We start from the raw sequence: 24,600 nt of genomic DNA, 5'->3' as shown, positions 1-24,600 counted from the left end.
ATCCAGATCCGCATCGCCATCATGAACAGATACAACGCCCTCGGCACCGCCGAGATCACAGCCGTTCGCTGAACGCAGAGCGGGAAAGGGTCACCTTGGCCTCCATCCGATTAACGCAACAACGCCCATCCTATAGAATGTCGCACAATCTCAATTTTCCTAATTCAAAACAGAGACGAAAGCATCTTTCCGATCCGACAGTCTTTTTGTGTCAATTTTGGAAATCTTCTCAGCTGCGCGCAGCATTGGGCCCGAAAACACATCTTCGAACATCGATGGATTCTGCACAAAGCCGTCGTATCCACGCTTCACTCCAGCAACAACACCTTCTGCATTGCGCCACATCAAATCGTTTGGTTCACGAAGCAACTGCCATGCCTCAGCATGATAGTCGGCCCACGCCTCAAGCATATGAGGCTCCATCGCAAAGTGGAAGTTTGACCCAATTTCCTCCATTCGCCGAAGCGAATCTGCGAGCAAATCTCTATGCTGGCGGAATTCAACATCGTCAATTTCCGCAACTTCCTGTGGGTCAAATCTGGAGAGCTTCTGCATATATCGTTGCGTTTTCTCAAGATCTGCACAAAGATCGATATGGTTCTTTTCGACAAGGCTCGCCAGGTATCCTCGAAACTTACGCCACCGTGCCCGACGCCATTTTACCACAAACAGCGCGATTATTGGGGCAATTAGACCGGCAGAAACGAAGTTCCCTGCGAGCCCCTCTGCAATTGAGACGACTAGATCAGCCATATTGAAGGATTGGGCAAGTTCTTCAAGCATGCTTCGAACCTACTTACAGATTTGCAATTTCAGTCAAAGATAACGGTAGCCACTATCTCTGATCGAACCTCTCGCCATCAATTCTTAAGCTTTCCGCGAAGCGACGCAAGATCATGCCCACCACCCGCGAAACCGTCCTCGCCGCGCTGCACGCGCGGCTGCAGCCGCTTGCCGCCCTCACCCTGCGTGACGAGGTCCTGCCGGAGCGGATCCCCGCGGCCGGACTGATCATCCTGCGCGATGGCCAGCCCGGCGAGCCGGAGGTGACGCTGTCGCCGCTACGATACCACTACCAGCATCGGGCCGAACTGGAGGTCGTCGTCCAGGCTGGCACCGGTCGGGCCAGCGCCTTCGATGACCTGATCGCCGCCATAGGTTCGGCGGTGGAGGCTGACCGCACGCTCGGGGGCCTCTGCGACTGGGTCGAACCGGAGGCCCCGGCCTCGATTGATCTCCCCGTCGAGGGCGCCGCGGCGCTGAAGGCAGCGGTGATCACCGTCGTCCTGCACTACACCACGACCGGGCCGCTGGCCTGAGGTGTGAATCGCCGGATGCCCATGTCGACCGAGTTCCACAGAGCGTCGACCGAAGTCCGTCAGGCTCTTCGGTTCCCGGCATCGCCGAGGAGCCACAGAAAGAAGATCGAGAAGAACGGCGAGAAGATGAGGCTCAGAAGCACCCAAGCGATGGCACTTCGTCCGCGCGCTTCTGCCATCCGGGCGGGCAAAAGGATGAACAGCCACAGCGTGAACCAAAGGGCTGCGAGGCCGAAGAGCAGGGCGAAGATACCCTCCATCACGCCGCGAACCCAGCTATGGGGTGCTGGAAGTCGACCCGGAAGTCACCGGCAGGTTCCATAATACCCTCCGGAATACCGACAATACTCGCGGGCGGCGCCGGAGCGGATCATCTCGGCGGCGATGTCCCGGCCATCCGGCAAGAAGCACTGGGCGACGAAACGGCCATAGCGATCCATGTCGCGCACCTGGCACCGCAGGGTCTGGCCTGCAATCAGCCCACGCATTGTCGCCGTGGCCGCTGAACCGCCTGCGTGATCCCATTCGGGCGCATCAAGCCCCCAGACCCGGATCCTGCGCGACTGACCTTTGAGGGTGAACGTATCACCATCGAGCACTTTGCTGACACGGGACTCGAGAACCGACGCCTGCTCGGCGACGGCGACCGAGCGGTCGGATAGAACGACAGGCCCGGCAACGGCGACGAAAAACATGAGAATGAAGCGGTAGATCATCTGCGGACGATGCCTTTGGCGAGGACCGAGGGCAACCCTTGAATCCGCAGTCAACAACCTGAAAGGATGAAAAAAAGATGGCACGTGCGCAAGGCGCGCGGGCGCAGATGGCGCTTGCGTTCGAGACCAGTTACGGCACCCCGCCCACGGGCGGCTTTACGAAGATGCCGTTCGCCAGCACCACGCTGGGGTCGGAACAGCCGCTCCTCAACAGCGAACTGCTGGGCTACGGTCGCGATCCGCTCGCGCCGATCAAGGATGCGGTCACGGCCGATGGCAACGTGGTCGTCCCGATCGATGCCGCGGCCTTCGGCTTCTGGCTGAAGGCGGCGTTCGGGATGTCAGTCACGACCGGCGCTTCACCGGGCCCTTTCACGCATGAGTTCCGCTCCGGCGCCTGGTCCTTGCCGTCGATGTCCATCGAGACCGGCATGCCCGAGGTGCCGCGCTATGCCATGTATTCCGGCTGCGTCCTCGACAGCCTCAGCTGGCAGATGCAGCGCTCTGGGCTGCTGACAGCTACGGCAAGCCTCGTGGCACAGGGCGAGTCCATCGCCAGCACCACCGCCGCAGGCACACTGGCCGACCTTGAGCTCCAGCGCTTCGGCCATTTCAACGGGGCGATCACGCGCAACGGCCAGCCGCTTGGCAACATCATCTCGGCCGAGATCACCTATGCCAACAACCTCGACCGGGTGGAGACGATCCGCTCGGACGGTCGAATCGACGGGGCAGACCCGTCCATCGCCGCGCTAACCGGAAAGATCGAGGTGCGCTTCGCCGACGAGGTCCTGGTGAACCAGGCAATCGCAGGCGATCCCTGCGCCCTCACATTCGCCTATGTCCTGCCCTCCGGTGAGAGCTTCACTTTCACCGCACACGCCGTCTACCTCCCGCGCCCCCGGATCGAGATCCCGGGCCCGCAGGGCATCCAGGCCACCTTCGACTGGCAGGCCGCGCGGGATGCCAACTTGGGGCGGATGTGCACCGCCACGCTCGTCAACGACATCGAGGAATACTGATCATGCTGCGCCTGAACCTAGCCCGTGAAGCCTGCTGGCTCGACCTTGCGCTGGGCGTGCGCGTGAAGGTCGAACCCCTGACCACGGCCATCATGGTCGCGGCCCGCACCGACCCGGCCGTCCGCGCCATCGCCCCCGGCACGCCGGATGACAGCATCGCGGTCATCTTCGCCAAGGCCATTGCTGCTCGCGCCATCGTCGATTGGGACGGTGTGGGTGATACTGATGGCACCCCGATCCCGGTCAGCTCTGACGCCATCGACGCGCTTCTCGATCTCTGGCCAATCTTCGAGAAGTTCCAGACGGCCTATGTCGCCAAGGGTCTGGAGCTCGAGGCGGAAAAAAACGTCTCACCGCCCTCGCCGACTGGGTCTTCGGTGGGGGCGACGGCTACTGCCAGGCCTGTGAAGGGCGCTGCCCGGACTGCCCGCAAATCCTGAACGCCCCCCTGAGCCGTGAGGGCTGGCAGGTCTGGGATCTGGCGCAGCGCATGGGTGGCCAGATCCGGGCTATCCCCGGCGCTGTCCTCGGCTGGGACATGACGGCAGCACTAGCCATGGCCTCCGCCATGAGCATTTCCCCGCGTGCCGTCGTCGAGCTGCTGCCGGTGATCGAGGCCGTGATGGTGCGCAAGTTGAACGAAGAGAGAGAAGGTCGCCGCGATGGCTGAGAAAAGGGTCTCTGTCCGCCTCGCGGCTGTCGGCGGTCGCCAAGTTCGCGCCGAACTGGAAGGGATCGGCGAGGCCGGGACACGCGGCTTCGGTCGCCTGTCACGCGAGATGGAGGCAGCGAACACCCGGCTTGCCGCCTTTGCCCGGCGCGCCGGGATCGCCATGGCTGCGGCCGCCTCTGCTGCTACGGCCGGGCTTGGCATCATCGTGCGCAATGCGGCTCAGAGCGCCGACCAGATCCGGCAGTTCGCGCAAGTCGCCAATGCCACACCCGAGAGCTTCCAGCGCTGGGCGGCGGGGGCACGCACGGTCGGGGTCGAGCAGGAAAAGCTGGCCGATATCCTCAAGGACGTGAACGACCGGGTCGGGGATTTCCTGCAGACCGGCGGCGGGCCGATGAAGGATTTCTTCGAACAGATCGCCCCGCGCGTGGGCGTCACGGCCGAAGAGTTCGCACGCCTCTCGGGGCCGGAAGCCCTGCAGCTCTATGTGACGTCACTCGAGAAGGCGGGCCTCAGCCAGCAGGAGATGACTTTCTATCTCGAGGCCATGGCCTCGGACGCTACACGCCTTCTGCCGCTTTTGCGTGATGGCGGGGCCGAGATGACCCGCTTTGGCGATCAGGCCCGCTCGGTTGGCGCGATCCTTGATGGTGAGGCGCTGTCCTCGCTGCGCCAGACCCAGATCGCGCTGGGCAGTCTCGGCATGGTCTTTGACGGGATCCGCAACCAGATCGCCGTCGCTGTGGCGCCTGCCGTCACCTGGCTTGCCGAGGCTTTCGTGGCGCTGGCCTCCGAAGGCGGCGCGCTTCGGACGGCACTCGATGTGCTGGGCGAGAACCTGGGGCGCATGGCCTCCTATGCCGCGGCCTTTGTGGGCGTCATGGCCGGGCGCTGGGTCGCGGGGTTGGCTGCCGCAGCACTTTCTGTCCGGGGGCTCGCAACGGCGCTCGTCGTCCTGCGCGGCGCGCTGATCCGCACCGGCATCGGGGCGCTGATCGTCGGCGTGGGCGAGTTGATTTTACAGTTCGGGCGGCTGGTGCAAGGCACCGGCAGCGTTGGCGCCGCGCTGGGCCTTCTGGGCGAGGTGGCCCGCGAGGTCTGGGATCGAATGAAGCTTGGCATGGTGGCACTGGGCCTCTCGATCATGGCGGGCTGGGCAGAGATCAGCGCGGGCATCACTGCCGCCTTGCAGACCGGGCTCGAGGCGGTCGTGAGCTTCGGCAACGCAACGCTGAATACGTTTCAGGGGGCGATGGAGGCGGTGAAGGTGCTCTGGTCGGCCCTGCCTGCCACCATTGGCGAGTTCGCCTACGGTGCGGCCAACGCGCTGATCGGCGGGGTCGAGGCCATGCTGAACGGCGTGGCGGCCCGGATCGACGGATTCCTGGAAGGCATCAATGCCGGTCTCGATGTGCTGGGCATCGAGAAACGGGTGCCGCTGATCGGCACCATCGAGCTTGGCGGGATCGAGAACCCGTTTGAGGGGGCTGCGGCCAATGCCGGGGCAGAAGCACGAGCGGCTTTCGAGGCGGCCTTCAGCAGCGATCCCATCGCGCCGCCCGATCTGGGCCTGACCGCTGCAGCCGAGGCGGCGCGGGGCGAGGCTGCACGTTTGCGCGACATGATGGGCGAGGTCGCGACAGCCGCCACCGCTCCTCTGCAATCCGTGGCCGCCCTGCGGGATGCGGTTTCGGCTTCGGGCACCGAGGCTGCAGCTGGGCTCGAGGACGCGCGCACGGCGGCAACAGGTCTTGGCACCGCCCTGCAGGGGGCGGGCGAGGCTGCGGAAGCCGCTGGCAGTTCCGGGCGCGGCGCAGGCAACGCGCTGCGGGAAGGGGCCGACGTTGCCAAGAATGCCTGGGAGGCCACAGCCGAGGCGGTGCGCAAGGCGCAGGAGAAGTCGCGCGAGATCGCCCAAGGCCTCGCGCAGGACATCACTGGCCCGATCAAGGAGGCCCTGACCTCGGGCGAGTTTACTTGGGAGACCTTCTCCGGAGCGATTTCTCGGATCGCGCAGAACCTCGCCACCCGGCTGATCGATCTGGCCTTCAAGCCAATCGAGAACGCGCTGATCAACGCCTTCACTGGTGGAGGTGCCGGCGGCGGCGGCGGGATCCTCGCCAGCCTCTTCGGTTTTGCCAAGGGTGGGGTCTTTGCCGGTGGCGCGGAACTGACCGCCTTCGCGCGGGGTGGTGTGGTGAACCGGCCGACGGTGTTTCCCTTCGCCAAAGGCGTGGGCCTCATGGGCGAGGCAGGGCCAGAGGCCATCCTTCCCCTGCGTCGTGGCAAGGGCGGCAGGCTTGGCGTCGAGATGAATGGCGATAGCGCGGCTGCTGCATCATCGATGTCGACGCGCATCATCAACGTGCTCGACCCGTCTGTCGTCGGGGACTATCTTGCCACGCCCTCGGGCGAGCGGGCCATCCTGAACGTCATCCGCCGCAACCGGGGCGCCATCAATGCCTGAACTCTGGCCCTTTCCGGCCGCGCAGGAGATCACCGAGGTTCTGGAATGGCGCACCGATGTGCTGCAGTCCCAAGCGGGCGAACAGCGCATCGCTCTCCGGTCCACCCCGCGAGAAATCGTTACCTTCCAGCATCGATGCGACGCGCTGGGCATAGCAAGGGCGTCAGAACTAGCGCGGACGGGGTTCGCCAGGGATTGGCAGGTGCCGCTGTGGCACATGGCGGTGCAGCCGACGGCGGATGTTGCTCAGGGAGCAACAGAGATCGCTGTCGACACCACAGTGGCGGATTTCCGGGTGGGGGACGCTGTTGCCATCGCGGTGGATGGAGCCGAGGCTTCCTTGGCGGAGATCACCAGCATCGAGGCGGATCGGGTAATCCTGGTGGAACCGCCGGGCGCGCAGCTGCCGGGGGCCATTGTGGCAGCGGCGCGCATCACCGTTGCGCCGGTGCGAGCGGGCGTTCTGTCTGCCCCCGTCGAGATCGCGCGTCGTCGCCAGAATGACGGCATGGTCACCGCGACCTTCCTGCTGCGCGATGCTCCGGATCTTACCGCACCGGTTCTGCCCAGCTACCTCGGCCGCCCGGTCCAGACCGACCCGAGCCTGACCCGTTCGCCGATCACCGCCAGCCTGCGCCGTGCCGTCGAATACGTCGACAACGGCTTCGGGCCGGTCGTGGCGGAACCGCTGCGCGATCTGTTTGAGAGGGGGGAGGCGATCAACCTAAAGGCGCAGGGCGCGGCGGAACGTTGGGCCTTGCGCTGCTGGCTGTGGTCGCTGCGCGGCAGGCAAACCAGCTTCTGGTTGCCGACCTGGGGTCGCGAACTGCAGTTGCGTGCGGCCATGACCTCCGGTTCCACGCTGATGCGCGTGGCGCCCGTTGCGGAACTGGCGGCCTATGTCGGTCGCGCCATCCTGCTCGAGATGCCAAGCGACTTCCGGTTCCGGACGATCAACGCTGCTGTGGCGGAAGGCGCGGATCATCGGCTGACACTGTCCTCGAGCCTCGGCGAGCCGGTGGCCATTGGGACGAAGGTACATTTCCTGACACTGGTGCGGTCGGATGCGGATCGCGTGGAGATCCGGAACGGCGCCGCGGCCAGTGAAGTGACCCTGCCGGTCGTGGAGGTTCCGGAATGACCTACGCCACCATCGAGTCCTCGACCGCCGAGGGCCGCCCCTACTATCTTTACCAGTTCGTCGAAGGCGATCAGGTCTGGCGCTTCACCAGCCGGGCCACGGACTGGACCAGTGCCGCCAGCGAGGGCGAGACGATCAACTGGGAAGCAGCCGCCATTTCCCATGGCGATGTGGTGCAAACGAGCGAGATCGAACGCGGGCGGCTGGAACTGACCTGGCCGATGTCGCACCCTTTTGCGCGCCGGTTCCTCGCGCCCTTGGGCAACACGCCCGTGACGCTGACCATCTTCCGCGGCCATGAGCAGGTGCTGGGGGAGACCGTCGCGCACTGGAAGGGGCGGATTGTGGGTGCCGAGGTCGAGGGCGTGCGGATCCTGCTAAACTGCGAATCCGTCTTCAGCACCCTGCGTCGGGCCGGGGTCAGAGCGAAGTACCAGCGCCTTTGCCGCCACGCGCTCTATGGCCGTGGTTGCGGGCTCGACATAGGGTTCCACTGGCAGACCGGCACGGTGACAGCCGCGTCGGGCAATGCCCTGACAATTCCGGAGGCCGCAGGACAGCCGGATGGCTGGTTCCGTGGCGGGGTGCTGAGGTTTGGGGCGCAGCTTGGGTTCATCACCGGCCATATCGGAACGACCCTGACGCTGTCGCGGCCATTGCCGGAGGTTGCAGCGGCGCTGGCCGCACCCGAGGTCGACCCCGAGACCGGCGATCCGCTCCCCATCGTCGCCGATATCGCCCCCGGTTGCGACCTGCGCGCGGCAACCTGCGCGGCCAAGTTCGGCAACCTCCCGAGCTTCGGCGGTTTCCCCGAGATCCCAGGCCGCAACCCGTTCGGCGGAAGTTCCATCGTCTGAGCATCCATCATGGTCTGGACCTTCATTGCGCGGCTCGTTCTCGGGCTCGTGCTTTCTGCGATTTCCTATGCGCTGAGCCCGCGGCCCAAGGTCGAGAAGCCCCAGGCGGCAGGGCTCGACGACTTCACCCTGCCGACGGCCGAGGAAGGCCGACCGATCCCGGTCGTTTTCGGCACGGTTCTGATCACCGGTCCGAACGTCGTCTGGGCCGGGGACCTGCGCGTCGATCCCATCCAGAAGAAAGGCGGCAAGAAGTGACCCGCGTGACGATCCAGGACCTGCGCGCGGCGCGCTACTGCCTTGCAGGCGTGCGGCCGTGGTTTCGGCGGCATGGGCTGGACTGGCAGGCGTTTCTCGACGGCGGCATCGACGTCGAGACGCTCCGCGCCACGGGCGACGCCTTGGTGGAACCGGTGATCCGGCAGGCTGAGGTAAGAGAGGCGACGCGGGAGGCAGACTATGGGCGGTAGGAACAAGGCGCAGACCGTCGGCTACCGCTATTCGCTGGGCGTGCATCTGGCGCTCTGTCACGGACCGGTCGACGCGATCAGAGAGATCCTCGTCGACCGCCGCACCGCCTGGTCCGTCACGACCGGCGGAGGATCTTCGGGAGGCGGGGGCGCGGCAGTCGAGACGCGCATCGGCACCGTCGCAGGGATGGCCGCCACTGCCGCGCTGGCAGGCGACTCTGGCGCGACCATCAGCTTCCCCGGAACACGCGCGGGGGTGCGCATCGGGCGTGACTACCGCCTCGCCCTTGCGAACGGCTCAAACCAGACCATCACCCTGCAGGTCGTCACCTATGACGCCACGACCAACATCACGCGCTGGACGGTCCTCCCGGAGGCGCTGAATTTTGCAGCGCAATCGGTCGAGGTCTTCGAGGCCACAACCGGCGCCAGCAATACCGGGGCGGGTGGCGGCCGCATCCGGATCGACAAACCCGACCTCTTCGGCGGTGAGAGCCGGGAGGGTGGTATCCGCGGCGATGTCGATGTGCTGATGGGCGGACCGGGCCAAGGGCCGAACGACTATCTCACCGCGCGCATGGGTGGGGACGTGCCCGCCTATCGCGGCCTCTGCAGCCTCGTGCTGCGGCAGGTCTATCTCGGCATCAATCCGTATCTCAAGCCATGGGCGGTGCGGGTCACGCGCGTGCTGACCGGCGAGGCCGGGGCCGTGCAATGGTATCCCGAGAAGGCGGCCATCGTGCCGGAGGCCAATATCTCGGATGCGGCGATCTACATCGCCCTCGACGTTTCGGGCTCGATGTCCGGAACCCGCATGTCCGCCCAGAAGGCAGGCGTGGCCGCCCTCATCCGCGAGATCGCGGCGGGCGTGGACCCCGACCGGCCAAACGATATCCGCATCGTCCTCTGGAACGCGGGCGTCGCAGGATCGATCGAACGGCGCAACATGGGGCCTGACGACTATGCCGCGCTTGAGGCCTGGATGCTCGGGATCTCCGACTTCACCAACGGTGGAACCAGCTTCAACGCGGCCTTCGGGGAAGCAAATGCCTTCTTCGCGGGTGGTGGGTCCAAGCGCCGGATCGTCATCTTCGTGACCGATGGCGAGCCATCGCCAGTCTCATCGGTCGATGCGGCGCTGGCGATCATCCGCACCCTGCCACCCGCCGACATCTTCGGCTTCAACATCTCGCTTGCGAACACGTCCTACACTGCCCAGATCGACAACACGCCCGTGGACGGCGTGCCGGTGATCCCGCCCGGCAACCCGCAGGCACTGGTCGCTTCTTTGCGCGGGGCATTCGGCAACGGCCCGGACATGAACCCGGCCCATATCATCCGCGAATGCCTGACGAACCGCGATTGGGGGCTGGGCTATTCCTCCGTCGAAATCGGGGCGAGTTTCACGGGGGCTGCGGATGCGCTCTATACCGAGGGCTTCGGCCTCTCGCTGATTTGGCAACAGGACTCGTCCATCGAGGAGTTCATCGCAAGCGTGCTCGACCATATCGACGCCACGCTCTTCATTGACCGGCGCACTGGGCTCTGGGAGTTGAAGCTGATCCGGGAGGATTACACCGCCGCCAGCCTTCCCCTCTTCGACGAGACCAATGTCGTGGACTGGGGCCGATTGGGCCGCCGGTCGCCCTCCGATCTGGTGAACAGCGTGACGGTCCGCTTCACCGATGCCTGGACCGACGACACTGGCGCGGTTTCGGTCACCGACACTGCCCGCGTCCAGGCGATGGGCGAGGTGCTGGCGACCACGCTCGACTATCCCGGCATCCGTTATCAGGGGCTCGCGGTACGCGTGGCCGAACGCGACCTGCGTGCCTTGTCCGCCCCCCTCCTGTCCGGCGAGATCGTCGTCAACCGCGAGGGGGCCGGTCTCGGCCCCGGCGATGTAATCCGGCTACGTTCGACGCGGTTGGGTCTCAATGACGTCGTGATGCGGATTTCGGAGATCGGACAAGGCGACGGTCGCGACAACGGCATCCGGCTGAAGATCGCCGAAGATGTCTTCGCGCTGGGCGCCACCGCCATCGCGGGTGGGCGGATGCCGACCGGCACCGGCGTCGCTGCACCGCCGCGGGCACTGTCCCGCCGCATGGTCGAGGAAGCCTCGTACTGGCTGCTGGTCCGCGAGTTGGGCCACAGCGAGGCCGACCGTCGCCTAGCCGAGGATCCGGACGCAGGCGCCTTGGTCGCCACTGGCGAACGCCCCAGCGCCGATGCGTTGTCGGCCCAGCTCTGGATCGATCCTGGCACTGGCCCCGCGCAGGAAGGTATCGTCGTTTTCGCCCCAACGGCACTGCTCGCTGCGGATGTAACCGACAGCCCGGAGGAACGGCTGATCCCTATCACCGGCTGGCGCGATATCGGCGAGGTTGAGATCGGCACGCTGGCCAGCATCGATGGCGAGTTGGTCCGCGTCGACGGGATCACGCCGAGCAGCGTCATCGTCGGCCGGGGCTGTCTCGACACCGTTCCGCGCGCCCATGCCTCCGGCATGCCGGTGATCTTCTTCGACGACGTGGCACGGATCACCGAAGACAGCTGGGCGGCAGGCGAGACGCTGGCCGCGCGCCTCTTGCCCGAGACCGGGCGCGGCACACTGGCCTTCGCGCTGGCACCGGAAGATGCAGTGACGCTGGACCGCCGCGCCATCCGGCCCCTGCCGCCCGGGCGCGTGCAAGGGAACGGAAGCTACGCCCCGAACGTTGATGCGCTGGTCACCGGCTCGCTCGGCCTGACCTGGACCCATCGGGACCGACTGACCCAGACCAGCCCCGTCATTGTCGATCACACCGGCGCCTCCATTGGGCCGGAGCCGGGGGTCAGCTACATCATCGAGGTGCGCTGGGTCGATCCGGATACCGGCATCGCGATCCTGCCCGCGGGCGTGGTGATCGACGCAGGCGGTGCTGCCAGCTGGTCCCTCGCACCTGAAGCCATTCCTGAGCTCGGCGCTCCCGACCGCACGGCCGAGATCGAACTGGCCGTCCGCTCGCGGCGTCTGGTCGAGGGAAGCTGGGTCACAGACCGCGAGGCGCGCTGGTTTCGGCTGACGGCACCGTTTGCCGCCGGATGGGACCGCGGCTGGGGCTTCCTCTGGGGCACCTGACCCCGGCAATCAAACCGACCACCATCACGAACGAGGACGAGCATGCCGGAACGGATCATGCCGGGATTGGGGCTGCGCGCCTTCTATGATCCCGGCCAGCGCAATTGGGGCACCAGTCTTAGCGAAGACCTGCGTCGCCTCTCGGCCGTCGTGCAGGCCCGCGCGGCATCCCGCACCACGCCGCTGCCTGCGACAGGCAGCACGGGGCAGATGCTGATCGTGCCTGCCGCAGCCGGGGCCAATGCCAATGCGCTGGCCCTTTGGGATCAGTCGCCCGCCGGGGCTGCGGCATGGGTCTATCTGACCCCGCAGGAGGGCTGGCAGATCTGGATTGCCGACGAGGCGCGGCATGTGCGCTTCACGGCCGGGGCATGGGTCGAGGTGCCGCGCCCAGGCATCGTGCGCATCCGGACCCTGACCGCCACCAGCCACACGCTGGAGGCCGTCGATCTGGGCAGCATCCTCGAGACCACCGGTTCCTCGGCTGTCACCGTAACCATTCCCTCCGAGGCGACTGTTCCCTTCGAGTTCGGCGCGCTTATCAACGTGACGCAGGTTGGCGCCGGGGTCGCGACCGTGGCGGCTGCGGCCGGAGTGTCGCTTAATGGGGTGGTGGGCGGTTCCGTTGCCGTCGACGGCCAATGGTCCGGGGTCGCCCTCGTGAAGCGCGGGGCCGATGCCTGGATCATCCAGGGCGCGCTGGCAGGAGCCGTCGCATGAGCCTTCTGATGCTGCGCGGCGTCATTCTCGCCCAAGGCGGGGATGCCGCACCGCCGGTCGATATTGGCGCAGTCTGGCAGCTGGACACCACCCGCCGCCCCTCCGGCTACACGCTCTCGAACGGCAACCAGACCGCCGTCAACACCTCGGGTGGAACGAACTACCTGCGTTGGGTGCCGACCGCCAAGGCGATCCTGCCGACAGACGGGCGGCGCTATTGGGAAGTCCTTTGCGCCCCGGGTGCCGCAACCTTCGACGGCTACATGGGCGTCGTCGCGGCCGCGCAGCGCGAGGAGTTCAATGCAGGCCTCAACCCGATCACCCTGGGCTCGATCGGCTGGCGCGGCACCGGCGCGCTCTGGTCCTCGGCCACTGCAACCGCCGAACAGCGCCTGACCGGTCTGCCCACCTTCGGCGCGAATGATGTGCTGATGTTCGTCCTCGACCCCGCGCTCGGCCGCCTCTGGATCGGCAAGAACGGAATCTGGCGCGACGATCCGGTGAGCGGCGCGGCCACATGGACCGCAGGCGGAAGCCCTGCCTTCTATCCGCAGGTCCAGGGGCGCAATCCCGGCGATGGCGGCACGATCCGTTCGCTCCCATCCCAGTTCAGCTATCCGGTGCCCCCGGGCGTGACGGCGTTGGGGTATCTCGATCCCGATCTGCGCTTCTTCGACGCTGCGGCCTTCCTCGAGATCGGCTGGGACCCTGGCCTCAGCATCGCGGGTGCCTCCCTCTGGATCAGCCGGGGTGGCGGGGCACATCTCACCGCCGCAGATGCCGCGCTCTTCCTCGAGCACGGTGGGGGGCGCGGCGCCACCTGGACCCAAGCCAACCTCTACATCGAAGTGGAACTGCCATGAGCTATATCCTGCATCTCGGCCATCAGCCGACCGACGTCTCGGGCATTTCCGGGCTTCTGAACACGACCGCCATTGGCTTCGATGCCAACCTCGACGTGAACGGCATCCGCTTCATCGCCTCGCGCAGCTATGCCATGCCGTTCTCCCTCGGATTTGCGGCACCCGCGGGCGATCTCTGGCTCGGCTTCCGCTACGTGCCGCCCAATGGGGATGCCGACCTCATCACCGAGGCCAATGCCAGTTTCATCGAGTTCTTCGATGCGAACCAGGTCCGCGTCGCGCAAATACAACCGGTGGCCAGTACCGACCGCTACCACGCTGTCGCACGCGGCGATACGACCGTGCAGGGCAACTCGAGCTACACCCCGCCGAATGGCCAGCCGCAATGGATCGACGTGCGCGTGGCGGTGGGAGCCAGCATCACCATCGACTTCTATGTCGACGGCGTCTTGCAAAGTTCGGCCACGGCCGCCAACACCCAAGCCAAGGGCAAACCAGTTCAGATCGTTTTCCCGAACGTCGGGCTGCACGGCACCAGCGTCACCCGCACTTGGTACTACGCGCATTTCTCTGTGCTGGATGGCGTGTCGACCATCGGGCGGCGCTTCGTGCGGCGTACCCCCAATGCCATCGCGACCTTCAGCCAGATGGCGGGCAGCATCGATGCGCTGAAAGACGAGGATGTCGGCACGCGGGTTTCCAGCAACACGGCCGGGCAGAGGCTGTCCTTCTCGCTGACCGGGCCGACGGGACCTGCGGCGGTCGCAGCCATCGCGGGCGTGCATGTGAAGCAGATCGCACAGGCGGGGACGGTCGGGCCGCAGGCGGCGGCGGGGTTCTTGCGCATGGGTGGTGTCAATCATGATGCAGCGCCGGTCACCGTGCCGTCTCTCGCGCCGAGGTCGGTCTATTCCACATGGGCGCTGAACCCGGCCGACAGCAGCGTCTGGACGAGCGTGACCCTGCCCGCTGAAGTCGGGATCCTGTCCGCATGAGCCCGCGCCGTTCCGGAGAGGGCCATGTCCGCATGCCGGATGCCGAGTTCGAGGAACTTCTCGCGCGCGCAGCCGAAGAAGGGGCAAAGCGCGCGCTGGCCGATGTCGGGCTCGACGGCAAGGAAGCTGCTCTCGACATTCGCGATCTCCGTGCTCTGCTCGACGCCATCCGCTTTGTCCGCCGCACCGCCGTCCAGAGTGCCGTTCACCTGATCACCACCGGCGTCATCCTGGCGCTGCTCGCGGGCATTGCCCTCAAGCTGAAGATCTTCGGCAGCGGCCCCTGACGGGGCCGCGCCATCATCGAGACTGAACGACCACCTGGCCCGCCCCTCGGCGGGTTTTTCCATTTGGAGGATCCACCATGCCGACCCTGTCTTTCCCCACCTGGCGCGACGTTCCTGAGAAGGCGTGGCGCTGGCCGAGCTTTTCGCCCGCCGAAATCGCCTGCCGCGGTACTGGTTCGATCAAGATCAACACAGAGGCGATGGACAAGCTGCAGGAGCTGCGCGACCGGCTGGGCAAGCCGCTGATCGTCCGATCCGCCTATCGCAGCCCCGAGCACAACCGTGCCGTCGGCGGGGCCCCGGCCTCGAAACACATGCAAGGCACCGCCTTTGACATCGCCATGGCGAACCACGATCCTGCGGCCTTCGAGGCGGCGGCACGAGCGGTCGGGTTCCTCGGATTCGGCTATTACCCGCGCTCGGGCTTCATGCACATCGATCTCGGGCCCGCCCGGTCCTGGGGCGATCCCTTCCCGGTGCGGCCCGTGCCCTTCGCCCCGGAACTGCCGCCTGCGCGCGAGGTCCTGGCCGAGAGCCGCACCCTGCGCGGCAGCGGGGCGGCAGGTGCAGCGACCGTTGGCGCAGCCGGGGTAGAGCTGCTGCAAGATGTCCTCGCAGAAACGCAGTCCACGATCCAGCCGCTGGTACCCTATCTCGACACGCTGCGCTGGGCGCTGATCGCCATCGCGCTGATCGGTATTGCCGTTACCATCCACGCGCGACTCGACGACTGGAAACGGGGCCAGCGGTGATCGGCTGGCTCCTGACCCACGGCCCGGCGCGCAAGGCGCTGGGCCTGATCCTCGCCGCCACAGCAATCCTGCTGTTCCTTCTGAACCTGCGCCGCACGGGCGAACGCGCGGGGCGGCTGGCAGAGCGCCTTTCAACATCGGAGAGAACCCATGACATCCAACGCCAGATGCTGGACGCCGCCGCCCGCCGCCCCGCTGATCGCAATGCTCTGGCTGACCGCCTGCGTGACGGCAGGTTCTGACATCACGCCCTGCCCGCCCGTTGTCGACTACACCGCCGCCGATCAGGCGCGGGCGGCAGACGAGATCATGGCCCTGCCGGAAAGTGCGGTCGTGGTCGAGATGCTGGGAGACTACGCCGTCCTGCGCGACCAGGCGCGCGCCTGCCGGTGAAAGGCGGGCCGGGCAAGTGCCAGGCGGGAAGCGCCAGACGCATCGACCGCCGCGTCACGCCCGGCCCGTTTCACAGATTCACGGTGTCAAGGAGCGGCAGGAAGGATTCGCTGCAAATGGATGATGGCAGGTGCCGCGACGATTGGAACGTCGTCGGGCGCAGAAGATTCAGAGAGAAAAGCGCGCAGTGCTGTGGGTATAGAGGAACTCGCGCGTTTCGAAGTAAGCTAGGTCCTCCATCTCTTGCATGATGCGGACTTGAGCCGCACGATCCGGTATTCTTTGCGCAGATACAAAGTCGCGAAGCAGTTTTGCCGTATAGGAAGCATAGACGCGGTTGCGCGATAGATCATTCGTCAGCCCCAAGCCGTCCTTGAACGCCTGCAATCCAACAACAAGGATGGCAAGAATACTTGCTCCAAGCATGGAACCTTCAATAACAGGGGAACCGGGAGCATAAATGAACATGCCTGCCACAGCTAGAGCTTGGAGGGCAACAATTCCTGCAGTGGTAATAAACTCGATTCTGCTTACTGAGTGCTCTTGGTCTGCAAGGGAGCCGGAAAAGGGTAGGGCTGACGCCTTGCGCGCCAACTGTTGGGTCGCATACTCGCCCTGCCAGTTAAATCTGAGTTCGATCCAGTACTGCTCCAGTTCCTGGAAGTATTCTGCGTCTATAGCTTCGGCGTTCACTTCACCAAAGTCGACAAGACGAGCCTCTTGCAGGGCTTCATCGCCGAGAACAGCTTGCCGATAGCCAGGGCTTCTCAAGCGCCGCAGGACGCGCTCAAGCGTTCTGCCGCGATCCTCGATGAAGCGCCTCCGCTCAAGTGAACTGCCGCAGCAGATTGAGGAAAGGTTCCCAAGAATTGTCTGAAAATAGAAATGCCGCAGGCGCTCGGCGATAAGGCGGTGCTTCAGCCAGTCGTCACGCTTGCGGCCATAGAGAATGCCGTTTCCGAACAGAAGCGCCAAGACAAGCAGAAGAAAGGACGCAACTGCTACGACGTATGCGCCAGCCGGGTGACCAGAGACCAGGGGCGCAAACATCGGTGAGGTGCCGACCAGTGTGGTCGCAAGCGAAAGCACGATGGAGCCGATGGAGAATAGACAGTTTCGGCGGGAGCCTAACTTCAGTCTCTTTGCCGCGTCCTCATGCTGACGAAACGCTTCAACCAGTTCGGGCCACACCAGGACGTCCGCGATCTTGGGGTACTGCAATCGCAAGTAAGCTTGGTCGCCTTCGTTGCTGGCAAGATCGGAATTTGCCTTCGTTTCGTGCATACTAAATGCCCCGACTTGAACCCTCCCCGGACAATGCCGCGCCTGTAGCAATACCACAACACTTTTGGTATGACCTTGCAGTAGCCAAGTTATCGATCCATCGCGAGATGTCCAAAACCATGCAGAATCTGCGAGTGTTTACTCTCGGCGACATGAAGCCAGCCGGTGACGCGGACCGCGATGACACTCGCTACGTCCGACAAACGCACACATCACAACTCGCGCGCATCATAGAAGGTGCGGCCAGGGACCTGGCTCGGATCGGCGAGATTGAAGGCGCGGACTGCATCGAGGTGAGTGCGCCGGAGGACAGCAACAGAGCCGACATTGTCGGAGCAGTACTGTCCGCGATCGAGAACAGCGATCTGCTCATAGTGGACGTCAGCAACGAAAGTCCCAGTGTCATCTATGAGCTCGGCGCGGTGAACGCGCTAGGCTTGCCGTACATTCTCGTGACGTCGCGTGTGTCACTGCCATTCTATCTCACCCAAACACGCGGCATTCTGAACTTCGCCTTCACCAGTGAATACAAGTCTTCCGAGCCGAGCCATCGCGAACTGCGCAATCGACTCCTGCGGAACTACCGCAGCGCGGATGGTTTGGAAGCCATGGAAAGTCGGTTCTCAGAGTATTTCGGTGGCCTGCCCATCGTAAACATTTCCGGACCCGTCAGTATCGCCACAGGCTATCAGGCGAACTTTCTCAATCGGTTTGGCGCGCAAGATCACGGCTTGTTGTCCCGTCAGGTGACATGGGCAAAAGGTCGCGACGGGGACAGCGAAATCGAGGTGGTTACGCGAATCCGACCACGACATCTGATCGTGGTGATCCCCGACCTGAACCGTCATTCGGACTATAATGATGCGCGCAGCACCTGCGAGGAGGACATGCTGGCCGCCGGTCTGGAGCTGGACAGCGTCTCGGTCCTGGAGGAGCCGGGCCGCAACCAGCGACTCGGGATGGGAGTTCTGATCGTCAAGAACCACGCCGAGATCGTTCTCGACATCCCGCGGACCTTGTTTCCGCTGTTGCGAAGTCCGCGCATTCTTACGGCCTTCAAGAATGGCGGGGGTTTTACCGACAGCCAGGTCAGGGAAAGGACGACCAGGCGGCTCATCTCCGATTTCCGTGCAGCTCTCGAGTGGAACCTTGGACTTGCACGGCAAGGATCCGACGCCCCTTGGGACCGTGTGCATATTGTGCCTCAAAGGGAACTCGTGGCAAAGGTCCTGGAACTTGTCGACCCGGGTGCACGTGCATGAGTTCTGGTTGGATAGAAATGCCGGGTGGCTTGCTCATGCGGCAGGACGAATTCTCGTGGCAGGGGGCAGTCCAAGGTGACACGCACTTCTTCCTGCGGCGGAGCAAAGACAGGCCTGATGAATTTACTGACACCCTGTGGGGCTCCGTGACCGACGCAGAAGCTGCGATGCTTCTTGCTTCTTTTGTGGAGCAGACGGGCGGACTGATCTCGCGGGAACCCGGTCAGGCACGAATCGTTTTCCGATCAGTCTTGACGAGGCTCGATGGCAGCGCTGACGGGAAGGAGCAGATTTCCCGGCTGCTGAGGATCGTCGACGAGGCATGCTACCGGTTGGGGGTACATCTTCAGCAAGCCACGCCGTCTTCTGACGGTCCCAGCACGAGGGTGGTCTGCGACTTTACGGACGTCTAGGCCGGGTTTCGATGTGCTGGATCTTGGTCGTCGACGGACTGTTGCGACCTGTTTCACGAGGATAGATTGCCAGTTTCTGGCCTCGAAATATGCTCTTCGCCCGACCAACCACATCGCCTGCCAAGACCTCGTCCAGCGGGCCATTTTCAAGCTTCGTGATGGTCTCAATGCTCGTTCGCAGCTCGATTGCGGCTTCAACCGGGCTCCAACCCATCAGAATGCAACCCGTCTTGAATGCCCACCGTTCCATTTCGCGCCGTCCGTTTCTTCTCAACCACTATCGGCTGAATTGGTTAACTGGAAGTTAACGATCTGTCAGAACAACTTGGCTCGCAACGCGCGTTGCTTCAATCTTGGGTTCGACCGTCGAGCTCGGCCTGCTGCGGAAGGGCGAAGGCGGCGGCCGCAGCACGCACTATGAGTTGGTGCTGTGACCGTGATGGCCACGATCAAGTTGCCCGTCGATGGGGGGCTTGCAAAACGTTGACCAGGTGTTGACAAGAGTTCCACAAGCAAAAACCCGACGGTTTGCGTCGGGCTCTAAGCATCTGATATTGTTATGGAATTTGGTTGCGGGGGCAGGATTTGAACCTGCGGCCTTCAGGTTATGAGCCGTGCCGAACAAACCATGAACAATCGCGCAGTAACCCGAGTTTTTGCGAGCTTTCCGCCAGTTGCGAGCCAGGTCCGGATGGGTGGCCTGCGCGGGGATTGTCAGGATTGCGCAGCGGTTTTTCCCCTCGTGGCAAAGACCGGCGCGCTTTACGGCATCGTCAACAACGCCGGAATCGGTGGACCTGCAGCCCCGACTGGCAGCTATGACCTCGAGGGCTGGCAGAAGGTCATCGACATCAACCTGTCGGGCGTTTTCTACGGCATGCGCTTTGCCATCCCTGAGATTGAGAAGGCAGGCGGTGGCGCGGTGGTGAACGTGGCCTCCATCCTCGGCTCGGTCGGCTTTGCCAATTCCACGGCCTATGTCAGTGCCAAGCATGCGGTCGTCGGCGCGACCAAGAACGCGGCCCTCGAACATGCCGCGGGCGGGGTGCGGGTCAATTCCGTCGGTCCCGGTTTCATCCAAACGCCGATGGTCGCCGATGCACTGGATGAGGCCACGCTGAAGTTCCTCGAGGGCAAACACGCCCTGAACCGTCTCGGCCGGTCAGAAGAGGTGGCCGCGCTGATCGTCTTCCTGCTTTCGGAACGGGCCAGCTTCATCACGGGCTCCTACCACCTCGTCGATGGCGGCTACACGGCACAATAACAGGGGCCGGAGTCCACGCGGCAGGCCAAAACCGGGAATCGACAAAAGCACTTGAATCCGCTTCATTTTTCCTGTTGACAGACCTGCCCCCATTGACCTACCCCTTGATCATCGAAGAATTGCGCCCGGAGGAAACCCCTCGCGGGCGCTTTTCATTTTCCCCTCACCCACATCCCGAGCCCCATCCCATGGACCTCGTCTTCGCGCCGAGTCAGGTTGAATCTTGGCCGATTGCCCGGCTGCGCCCCTATGCCCGCAATGCCAAGATGCACGGCGACGACCAGGTGGCGAAGATCGCCGCCAGCATGGCCAAGTTTGGCTGGACCGTGCCCTGCATGGTGGCCGACGACGGCGAACTGATCGCGGGCCATGGCAGGGTGCTGGCCGCGACCATGCTCGGGCTGACCGAGGTACCGGTGATCCGGCTGAGCCATCTCGACGAGGCGGAACGCCGGGCCTACCGGATCGCTGACAACAAGCTGACCGAACTGGGCGAATGGGACGAAGCGCTGCTGCGCGACGAGATCGCGGGGCTTTTGGCCGAGGATTTCGACCTGACCCTGCTCGGCATCAGCGACGATGACCTCGACGCGCTGCTGCGGGATCCCGAGGCGCTGGGCGGCGATGGTCCGGTCGAGGGCGAGGAGGATGTTCCCGAGCTGCCGGTCTCACCGGTGTCGGTGTCGGGCGATCTCTGGAAGCTGGGCGCGCATCGACTGATCTGCGGCGACAGCACTGCGGCCAATGTGGTCGGGCGGCTGCTGGGCGATGTGCGGCCCCTGCTGATGGTCACCGACCCGCCCTATGGCGTCGAGTATGACCCCTCCTGGCGCAACGCCGCGGGCGCGGCCAAGACGAAACGCACCGGCAAGGTGCTGAACGACGACCGGGCCGACTGGCGTGAAGCATGGGCGCTGTTCCCCGGAGACGTGGCCTACGTCTGGCACGGTGCGCTGCATGCCGCAACCGTGGCCGACAGCCTGACCGCTGCGGGCTTCGCCATCCGGTCGCAGATCATCTGGGCGAAGGACCGGCTGGTCCTCAGCCGCGGCGATTACCACTGGCAGCACGAACCTTGCTGGTATGCGGTGCGTGCCAAGGGCAAGGGCCATTGGGCGGGGGACCGCAAACAGACCACGCTGTGGCAGATCGCCAACCGGGATCAGGACGCCGATACGGTCCACGGCACGCAGAAGCCGGTCGAATGCATGGGGCGGCCGATCCTGAACAATTCCAGCCCCGGCCAGGCGGTCTATGAACCCTTCATGGGATCTGGCACCACGCTAATCGCAGCCGAGACCACCGGCCGGGTCTGCTTCGGGATCGAGTTGAACCCAGCCTATGTCGACGTGGCCATCGAGCGCTGGCAGTCATTCACGGGTCAGGAGGCCGTGCTGGCGGAAACCGGCGAGACCTTCGCCGCCCTCAAGGCCAAACGGCTCGCGGCATGAACGCGCCCCTCCTGCCCGGCCGGATCGAACACTGGCCCCTCGCCCGTCTTCGACCCTACGCCCGCAATGCCAAGACCCACGATGCCGATCAGGTGGCCAAGATCGCCGCCAGCATGGCCGAGTTCGGCTGGACCGTTCCCTGCCTGGTTGCGGCCGATGGGGAGTTGATCGCGGGCCATGGCCGGGTCCTAGCCGCCACGCAACTGGGGCTGGCCGAAGCGCCAGTGATCGTGCTGGGCCATCTGACCGAGGCGCAACGGCGGGCGTACCGGATCGCCGACAACAAGCTGACGGAACTGGGCGAATGGGACGAGGCGCTGCTGCTCGAGGAACTGCGGGGCCTGATGGCCGAGGATTTCGACCTCGGGCTGATCGGCATCCCCGAGGACGAGTTGGACGCCCTGCTGCATGACGCCGACGACCGCGCGCCCATCGACGACGACACCGCCGACACCATTCCCGAGGCTCCGGCGGAACCGATCACCAAGCCCGGCGACATCTGGCAGCTCGGGCATCACCGGCTGATCTGCGGCGATGCGACCGACCCGGCCATGGTGGCGCGGCTGATGGACGGGGCGCAGGCCACGCTCCTGTTCACCTCCCCGCCCTACGCGCAGCAGCGCGACTATGGCGCGGCGAAGGAAAAGGTCGGCGATTGGGATGCGCTGATGCAGGGCGTCTTTGCCGCGGCGCCCGTCACTGCCGATGCCCAGCTGCTGGTCAACCTCGGCCTTGTTCACCGCGATGGCGAGTGGATCCCCTATTGGGAAGGCTGGCTCGACTGGATGCGCGCGCAGGGCTGGCGGCGCTTCGGCTGGTATGTCTGGGACCAGGGACCCGGCCTGCCGGGCGACTGGAACGGGCGGTTGGCGCCGTCGCACGAGTTCATCTTCCACTTCAACCGCCAGCCGCGGAAGCCGAACAAGACGGTGGAAAGCAAACACGCGGGCGAAACCCTCGGCGGGGGCGGCCTGCGCGGGGCCGACGGCACGGTTCACCGCAAGACCGGCTACGGGAACGCGATCCAGACCCACCGTATCCCGGACAGCGTGTTCCGCATCATGCGCCACAAGGGCGGGCTGGGCGCCGCCGGGTCGCACCCCGCCGTCTTCCCGGTGGCGCTGGTGGAGGCGGTGCTGGAGGCTTTCACCGATCCCGGCGACCTGGTGTTCGAACCCTTCTGCGGCTCCGGCACCCAGCTGATCGCCGCCGAACGCACCGGGCGGCGCTGCTGTGCGGTGGAGCTGGACCCGGTCTACTGCGACGTCGCCGTGCGGAGGTGGGAGATGGCGACGAAGAGACAAGCAGAACGGCTGGAGATTTGATCGAACCGAGCGCGCTCAGATTCCAGCAAGGAGAGGAGAGAAATCATTCGGGGCTATCAGTCTTCGCACATGCGCCGGGTAGCAATTACCCATACCGGAACCAGCACTAATCCGGTTCGTAGCACGCGCTTGGGCATTGCTAAGCAGATAGAAGGTTGGCGTCATTGTTCTGAGGTCGAGTTCGACAAAAAGAAAAAAGTCCGCCTCGCCCTTTGTACTAAGATCGACGGGCCAGCGACCGATCTCAGTCGGCCGCTCAAGAAACTGCCGGGTCTTTACCTCGATGGATTTCGCCTCCCCATGGACGATCACAATCAGATCGTGTCCGGGCGCGCCCTCGGGACTGATGTAGGCGGCAAGCCCAAGCGTGTTCAGCTTCGCCAAGGCAAGCATTTCACCGAGAGTTCCAGCCTGTTGATGGGATAATTTTCGCAAAGGGTCCACCTCCATGGTGCAGCAATATCTGACCGATGCTACTCTGACCACCGTCAGGATCGGTCGAGCGGGAAACACATTTGGGCATCGAGCATTGGGACGAAACCCGGAAGCGCTGGATACTGTATCGCAGTGAGGCCGAACACAGTGCGGACTGCAGTGCCTACCCCTATGAGGCAGTGCCTGGACGGATATTTCTCTACACGAATGTGGTGAACCTGCTCGTCAACTACCCAGACCAGATTTTCGAACAGCAGCCGCTACCCGAGGTCGAAGACACAATGCTTGCTGAGGACATCGAAGCGCTTATGCACATCTTCTACGTTGGAAGGCGGGCAAATTGGGCGATAATGGCATCCCGTAAGACACTGGATGAAGTTGACAATACGCCTGATCCCGAACATCGCCAGCGGCTGCGAGACTTCGCAGTAGAGTTGATCTACCCTGAAGACGAAGCAAACGCATACGCCTCAGTGGTCGGGCGGCGTTTGATCGATGCTCCATTCACCAACCGATTGCCTGACAAGGCAGATCGGGAGCTGATTGGAAATGCCGTCGGCCTCGAATGTGATGTTTTCTGCACCAGAGACCGACGAACAATTATCAAGAAGCGTGATCAATTGAGGCTATTGCCGATCAGGATTCTTACACCTTTGGAGTGGTGGCGGCATGTTCGCCCATGGGCTGGCCTGTGCACATAGGCACGCGTTACTGAAACTCGTTTGGCTCAGACCCCAAACTGTGCCTAACGGACGATGCGATAAACAGTTCCCCTGCCATCGACCTTCTCGGCGGTGATGGGCAGGCCGAGCTTCCTCTTCAGCGCTCCCGAGATGGAGCCCCGGACGGTATGCGCCAACCATCCGGTGGCCTCGACCATTTCGGCGACCGCCGCGCCCTCGGTGCGCTGGAGCATGGCGATGATCTGCGCCTGCTTGGTGCCAGCGCGGATGGCGACGGGTTTCGCGGCGGCGTCGGGCATCTGCACCGGTTCCGGCTTCGGCTTCGCCTTCCGCGCGTTGACGACAGCGCTGGCCACCACTGGCTCGATCCCGATGGCCTCAAGCCCGGCCTCGGTGGCGATCAGCGTGGTGCCGTGGCCGTCGCCGGTCTCGCGCCACATCGGTTCGCTGCGCCTCAGGTTGGCCTCGACTTCCTCGAGCCAGCCGCGGGCGATCATCTTGCCGACGACCATCTTGGCAGCGGCGCCGACCAGCCCCTCGGGCAGTGGCAGGGCGAGGTTGCCGGGCCGGATCGCGGCGCGGGAGAGGATCAGGGATTGGGTGTCGGACGGGGTGGTCATCGGGGCCTCCGGGCGCTGTGGCGCGCGGTGTGCGCACCTTCTATGGAGGCAAGCCCCGTCTTCG

28 protein-coding genes are annotated in these 24,600 nt (G+C 64.4%); 22 read left to right on the top strand and 6 right to left on the bottom strand.

All coding sequences use genetic code 11. From position 1 onward, the window contains the following. Window positions 1-159: 159 nt before the first annotated feature. Window positions 160-783 (bottom strand): hypothetical protein, encoded by a 624-nt coding sequence (locus ACO2Q5_RS21825; RefSeq protein WP_423294990.1) that lies wholly within the window; start codon window positions 781-783, stop codon window positions 160-162. A 113-nt stretch (window positions 784-896) separates the two neighbouring features. Here ACO2Q5_RS21825 and ACO2Q5_RS21820 point away from each other — a divergent pair, with 113 nt between their 5' ends. Continuing rightward, window positions 897-1,319 carry an acyl-CoA transferase gene (locus ACO2Q5_RS21820; RefSeq protein ID WP_423294988.1) on the top strand — a complete coding sequence of 141 codons (423 nt, stop codon included), beginning with the start codon at window positions 897-899 and terminating at the stop codon, window positions 1,317-1,319. A 59-nt stretch (window positions 1,320-1,378) separates the two neighbouring features. On the opposite strand, the gene ACO2Q5_RS21815 is transcribed toward ACO2Q5_RS21820, so the two are convergent. Together ACO2Q5_RS21815 and ACO2Q5_RS21810 are read right to left on the bottom strand one after the other, a co-directional pair. Next, entirely contained in the window at window positions 1,379-1,579 is a 201-nt protein-coding gene (locus tag ACO2Q5_RS21815; protein WP_423294997.1) for a hypothetical protein, read from the bottom strand. 45 nt (window positions 1,580-1,624) lie between these two features. Further along, window positions 1,625-2,035, bottom strand: a complete 411-nt coding sequence (locus tag ACO2Q5_RS21810) for a thermonuclease family protein (protein ID WP_423294986.1) — start codon at window positions 2,033-2,035, stop codon at window positions 1,625-1,627. Between the two features lie 77 nt (window positions 2,036-2,112). Between ACO2Q5_RS21810 and ACO2Q5_RS21805 the strand changes: the two genes are divergently transcribed. The 16 genes from ACO2Q5_RS21805 to ACO2Q5_RS21730 all read left to right on the top strand — a co-directional run bounded on the left by ACO2Q5_RS21805 (window position 2,113) and on the right by ACO2Q5_RS21730 (window position 15,799). Continuing rightward, window positions 2,113-3,057 (top strand): phage tail tube protein, encoded by a 945-nt coding sequence (locus ACO2Q5_RS21805; RefSeq protein ID WP_423294984.1) that lies wholly within the window; start codon window positions 2,113-2,115, stop codon window positions 3,055-3,057. A gap of 2 nt (window positions 3,058-3,059) precedes the next feature. Further along, a complete protein-coding gene (locus ACO2Q5_RS21800) occupies window positions 3,060-3,497 on the top strand; it encodes a hypothetical protein (RefSeq protein ID WP_423294982.1) in 438 nt (145 codons plus the stop codon). Between the two features lie 50 nt (window positions 3,498-3,547). Beyond that, window positions 3,548-3,727, top strand: a complete 180-nt coding sequence (locus ACO2Q5_RS21795; protein ID WP_423294980.1) for a DUF7697 family protein — start codon at window positions 3,548-3,550, stop codon at window positions 3,725-3,727. After that, the gene (locus ACO2Q5_RS21790; RefSeq protein ID WP_423294978.1) at window positions 3,720-6,197 is read left to right on the top strand and encodes a phage tail tape measure protein; all 2,478 of its coding nucleotides are present in this window, start codon (window positions 3,720-3,722) and stop codon (window positions 6,195-6,197) included. Before ACO2Q5_RS21795 ends, ACO2Q5_RS21790 begins: the two co-directional genes overlap by 8 nt. Then, window positions 6,190-7,338 carry a hypothetical protein gene (locus ACO2Q5_RS21785; protein ID WP_423294976.1) on the top strand — a complete coding sequence of 383 codons (1,149 nt, stop codon included), beginning with the start codon at window positions 6,190-6,192 and terminating at the stop codon, window positions 7,336-7,338. Before ACO2Q5_RS21790 ends, ACO2Q5_RS21785 begins: the two co-directional genes overlap by 8 nt. Then, the gene (locus ACO2Q5_RS21780; protein WP_423294974.1) at window positions 7,335-8,195 is read left to right on the top strand and encodes a phage BR0599 family protein; all 861 of its coding nucleotides are present in this window, start codon (window positions 7,335-7,337) and stop codon (window positions 8,193-8,195) included. Before ACO2Q5_RS21785 ends, ACO2Q5_RS21780 begins: the two co-directional genes overlap by 4 nt. A gap of 9 nt (window positions 8,196-8,204) precedes the next feature. After that, complete coding sequence (locus ACO2Q5_RS21775) at window positions 8,205-8,453, top strand: hypothetical protein (protein ID WP_101923142.1); 249 nt, start codon at window positions 8,205-8,207, stop codon at window positions 8,451-8,453. A 5-nt stretch (window positions 8,454-8,458) separates the two neighbouring features. After that, window positions 8,459-8,665 carry a hypothetical protein gene (locus ACO2Q5_RS21770; protein WP_423294972.1) on the top strand — a complete coding sequence of 69 codons (207 nt, stop codon included), beginning with the start codon at window positions 8,459-8,461 and terminating at the stop codon, window positions 8,663-8,665. After that, window positions 8,655-11,789, top strand: coding sequence for a phage tail protein (locus tag ACO2Q5_RS21765; RefSeq protein WP_423294970.1), 3,135 nt, complete (start codon window positions 8,655-8,657; stop codon window positions 11,787-11,789). The genes ACO2Q5_RS21770 and ACO2Q5_RS21765 overlap by 11 nt, the downstream gene beginning before the upstream one ends. Before the next feature lie 42 nt (window positions 11,790-11,831). Beyond that, window positions 11,832-12,509: a DUF2793 domain-containing protein gene (locus tag ACO2Q5_RS21760; protein ID WP_423294968.1), complete on the top strand. Its 678-nt coding sequence runs from the start codon at window positions 11,832-11,834 to the stop codon at window positions 12,507-12,509. Continuing rightward, complete coding sequence (locus tag ACO2Q5_RS21755) at window positions 12,506-13,372, top strand: hypothetical protein (protein WP_423294966.1); 867 nt, start codon at window positions 12,506-12,508, stop codon at window positions 13,370-13,372. The genes ACO2Q5_RS21760 and ACO2Q5_RS21755 overlap by 4 nt, the downstream gene beginning before the upstream one ends. Then, window positions 13,369-14,367 (top strand): FscB, encoded by a 999-nt coding sequence (locus ACO2Q5_RS21750; protein WP_423294964.1) that lies wholly within the window; start codon window positions 13,369-13,371, stop codon window positions 14,365-14,367. Before ACO2Q5_RS21755 ends, ACO2Q5_RS21750 begins: the two co-directional genes overlap by 4 nt. Next, window positions 14,364-14,654, top strand: coding sequence for a DUF6127 family protein (locus tag ACO2Q5_RS21745; protein WP_126976337.1), 291 nt, complete (start codon window positions 14,364-14,366; stop codon window positions 14,652-14,654). The genes ACO2Q5_RS21750 and ACO2Q5_RS21745 overlap by 4 nt, the downstream gene beginning before the upstream one ends. Before the next feature lie 77 nt (window positions 14,655-14,731). Further along, the gene (locus tag ACO2Q5_RS21740; protein ID WP_423294962.1) at window positions 14,732-15,406 is read left to right on the top strand and encodes a YcbK family protein; all 675 of its coding nucleotides are present in this window, start codon (window positions 14,732-14,734) and stop codon (window positions 15,404-15,406) included. Then, a complete protein-coding gene (locus ACO2Q5_RS21735) occupies window positions 15,406-15,648 on the top strand; it encodes a hypothetical protein (RefSeq protein WP_423294996.1) in 243 nt (80 codons plus the stop codon). Before ACO2Q5_RS21740 ends, ACO2Q5_RS21735 begins: the two co-directional genes overlap by 1 nt. After that, on the top strand, window positions 15,632-15,799 hold the full coding sequence (locus tag ACO2Q5_RS21730; protein WP_423294961.1) for a hypothetical protein: 168 nt from the start codon (window positions 15,632-15,634) through the stop codon (window positions 15,797-15,799). Before ACO2Q5_RS21735 ends, ACO2Q5_RS21730 begins: the two co-directional genes overlap by 17 nt. A gap of 168 nt (window positions 15,800-15,967) precedes the next feature. Here the strand turns inward: ACO2Q5_RS21730 and ACO2Q5_RS21725 are convergent, their stop codons facing one another. Next, entirely contained in the window at window positions 15,968-17,083 is a 1,116-nt protein-coding gene (locus tag ACO2Q5_RS21725) for a hypothetical protein (RefSeq protein WP_423294959.1), read from the bottom strand. 5 nt (window positions 17,084-17,088) lie between these two features. On the opposite strand from ACO2Q5_RS21725, the gene ACO2Q5_RS21720 reads away from it, so the two are divergent. The 4 genes from ACO2Q5_RS21720 (at window position 17,089) to ACO2Q5_RS21705 (ending at window position 22,798) form a co-directional block, all read left to right on the top strand. Beyond that, window positions 17,089-18,345: an STING domain-containing protein gene (locus tag ACO2Q5_RS21720; RefSeq protein ID WP_423294957.1), complete on the top strand. Its 1,257-nt coding sequence runs from the start codon at window positions 17,089-17,091 to the stop codon at window positions 18,343-18,345. 1,020 nt (window positions 18,346-19,365) lie between these two features. Continuing rightward, entirely contained in the window at window positions 19,366-20,022 is a 657-nt protein-coding gene (locus tag ACO2Q5_RS21715) for an SDR family NAD(P)-dependent oxidoreductase (protein ID WP_423294955.1), read from the top strand. 188 nt (window positions 20,023-20,210) lie between these two features. Further along, window positions 20,211-21,473 (top strand): site-specific DNA-methyltransferase, encoded by a 1,263-nt coding sequence (locus ACO2Q5_RS21710; protein ID WP_423294954.1) that lies wholly within the window; start codon window positions 20,211-20,213, stop codon window positions 21,471-21,473. Beyond that, complete coding sequence (locus ACO2Q5_RS21705) at window positions 21,470-22,798, top strand: site-specific DNA-methyltransferase (protein WP_423294952.1); 1,329 nt, start codon at window positions 21,470-21,472, stop codon at window positions 22,796-22,798. The genes ACO2Q5_RS21710 and ACO2Q5_RS21705 overlap by 4 nt, the downstream gene beginning before the upstream one ends. Before the next feature lie 15 nt (window positions 22,799-22,813). Here ACO2Q5_RS21705 and ACO2Q5_RS21700 read toward each other — a convergent pair whose 3' ends face one another. Beyond that, on the bottom strand, window positions 22,814-23,248 hold the full coding sequence (locus ACO2Q5_RS21700; protein WP_423294951.1) for a hypothetical protein: 435 nt from the start codon (window positions 23,246-23,248) through the stop codon (window positions 22,814-22,816). A 65-nt stretch (window positions 23,249-23,313) separates the two neighbouring features. On the opposite strand from ACO2Q5_RS21700, the gene ACO2Q5_RS21695 reads away from it, so the two are divergent. Then, on the top strand, window positions 23,314-23,934 hold the full coding sequence (locus ACO2Q5_RS21695; RefSeq protein WP_423294950.1) for a hypothetical protein: 621 nt from the start codon (window positions 23,314-23,316) through the stop codon (window positions 23,932-23,934). 44 nt (window positions 23,935-23,978) lie between these two features. On the opposite strand, the gene ACO2Q5_RS21690 is transcribed toward ACO2Q5_RS21695, so the two are convergent. After that, window positions 23,979-24,536 (bottom strand): DUF3489 domain-containing protein, encoded by a 558-nt coding sequence (locus tag ACO2Q5_RS21690; RefSeq protein ID WP_423294949.1) that lies wholly within the window; start codon window positions 24,534-24,536, stop codon window positions 23,979-23,981. Between the last annotated feature and the right edge of the window lie 64 nt (window positions 24,537-24,600).

Source organism: Neotabrizicola sp. VNH66, from assembly GCF_049445895.1.
Lineage (GTDB): Bacteria > Pseudomonadota > Alphaproteobacteria > Rhodobacterales > Rhodobacteraceae > Pseudogemmobacter.
Note: the sequence above shows the minus strand (reverse complement) of the source record. Positions and strands in the feature narration are given on the sequence as shown.

What these genes read in the sequence shown, in the direction of transcription:
- ACO2Q5_RS21765 (WP_423294970.1), top strand. Translation starts at nt 8,655, where the DNA reads ATGGGCGGTAGGAACAAGGCGCAGACCGTCGGCTACCGCTATTCGCTG.
- ACO2Q5_RS21705 (WP_423294952.1), top strand. Translation starts at nt 21,470, where the DNA reads ATGAACGCGCCCCTCCTGCCCGGCCGGATCGAACACTGGCCCCTCGCC.
- ACO2Q5_RS21720 (WP_423294957.1), top strand. Translation starts at nt 17,089, where the DNA reads ATGCCCCGACTTGAACCCTCCCCGGACAATGCCGCGCCTGTAGCAATA.
- ACO2Q5_RS21790 (WP_423294978.1), top strand. Translation starts at nt 3,720, where the DNA reads ATGGCTGAGAAAAGGGTCTCTGTCCGCCTCGCGGCTGTCGGCGGTCGC.
- ACO2Q5_RS21725 (WP_423294959.1), bottom strand. Translation starts at nt 17,083, where the DNA reads ATGCACGAAACGAAGGCAAATTCCGATCTTGCCAGCAACGAAGGCGAC.
- ACO2Q5_RS21750 (WP_423294964.1), top strand. Translation starts at nt 13,369, where the DNA reads ATGAGCTATATCCTGCATCTCGGCCATCAGCCGACCGACGTCTCGGGC.
- ACO2Q5_RS21755 (WP_423294966.1), top strand. Translation starts at nt 12,506, where the DNA reads ATGAGCCTTCTGATGCTGCGCGGCGTCATTCTCGCCCAAGGCGGGGAT.
- ACO2Q5_RS21745 (WP_126976337.1), top strand. Translation starts at nt 14,364, where the DNA reads ATGAGCCCGCGCCGTTCCGGAGAGGGCCATGTCCGCATGCCGGATGCC.
- ACO2Q5_RS21690 (WP_423294949.1), bottom strand. Translation starts at nt 24,536, where the DNA reads ATGACCACCCCGTCCGACACCCAATCCCTGATCCTCTCCCGCGCCGCG.
- ACO2Q5_RS21715 (WP_423294955.1), top strand. Translation starts at nt 19,366, where the DNA reads ATGAGCCGTGCCGAACAAACCATGAACAATCGCGCAGTAACCCGAGTT.
- ACO2Q5_RS21815 (WP_423294997.1), bottom strand. Translation starts at nt 1,579, where the DNA reads ATGGAGGGTATCTTCGCCCTGCTCTTCGGCCTCGCAGCCCTTTGGTTC.
- ACO2Q5_RS21795 (WP_423294980.1), top strand. Translation starts at nt 3,548, where the DNA reads ATGGGTGGCCAGATCCGGGCTATCCCCGGCGCTGTCCTCGGCTGGGAC.
- ACO2Q5_RS21760 (WP_423294968.1), top strand. Translation starts at nt 11,832, where the DNA reads ATGCCGGAACGGATCATGCCGGGATTGGGGCTGCGCGCCTTCTATGAT.
- ACO2Q5_RS21800 (WP_423294982.1), top strand. Translation starts at nt 3,060, where the DNA reads ATGCTGCGCCTGAACCTAGCCCGTGAAGCCTGCTGGCTCGACCTTGCG.
- ACO2Q5_RS21820 (WP_423294988.1), top strand. Translation starts at nt 897, where the DNA reads ATGCCCACCACCCGCGAAACCGTCCTCGCCGCGCTGCACGCGCGGCTG.
- ACO2Q5_RS21700 (WP_423294951.1), bottom strand. Translation starts at nt 23,248, where the DNA reads ATGGAGGTGGACCCTTTGCGAAAATTATCCCATCAACAGGCTGGAACT.
- ACO2Q5_RS21740 (WP_423294962.1), top strand. Translation starts at nt 14,732, where the DNA reads ATGCCGACCCTGTCTTTCCCCACCTGGCGCGACGTTCCTGAGAAGGCG.
- ACO2Q5_RS21785 (WP_423294976.1), top strand. Translation starts at nt 6,190, where the DNA reads ATGCCTGAACTCTGGCCCTTTCCGGCCGCGCAGGAGATCACCGAGGTT.
- ACO2Q5_RS21780 (WP_423294974.1), top strand. Translation starts at nt 7,335, where the DNA reads ATGACCTACGCCACCATCGAGTCCTCGACCGCCGAGGGCCGCCCCTAC.
- ACO2Q5_RS21825 (WP_423294990.1), bottom strand. Translation starts at nt 783, where the DNA reads ATGCTTGAAGAACTTGCCCAATCCTTCAATATGGCTGATCTAGTCGTC.
- ACO2Q5_RS21810 (WP_423294986.1), bottom strand. Translation starts at nt 2,035, where the DNA reads ATGATCTACCGCTTCATTCTCATGTTTTTCGTCGCCGTTGCCGGGCCT.
- ACO2Q5_RS21775 (WP_101923142.1), top strand. Translation starts at nt 8,205, where the DNA reads ATGGTCTGGACCTTCATTGCGCGGCTCGTTCTCGGGCTCGTGCTTTCT.
- ACO2Q5_RS21710 (WP_423294954.1), top strand. Translation starts at nt 20,211, where the DNA reads ATGGACCTCGTCTTCGCGCCGAGTCAGGTTGAATCTTGGCCGATTGCC.
- ACO2Q5_RS21805 (WP_423294984.1), top strand. Translation starts at nt 2,113, where the DNA reads ATGGCACGTGCGCAAGGCGCGCGGGCGCAGATGGCGCTTGCGTTCGAG.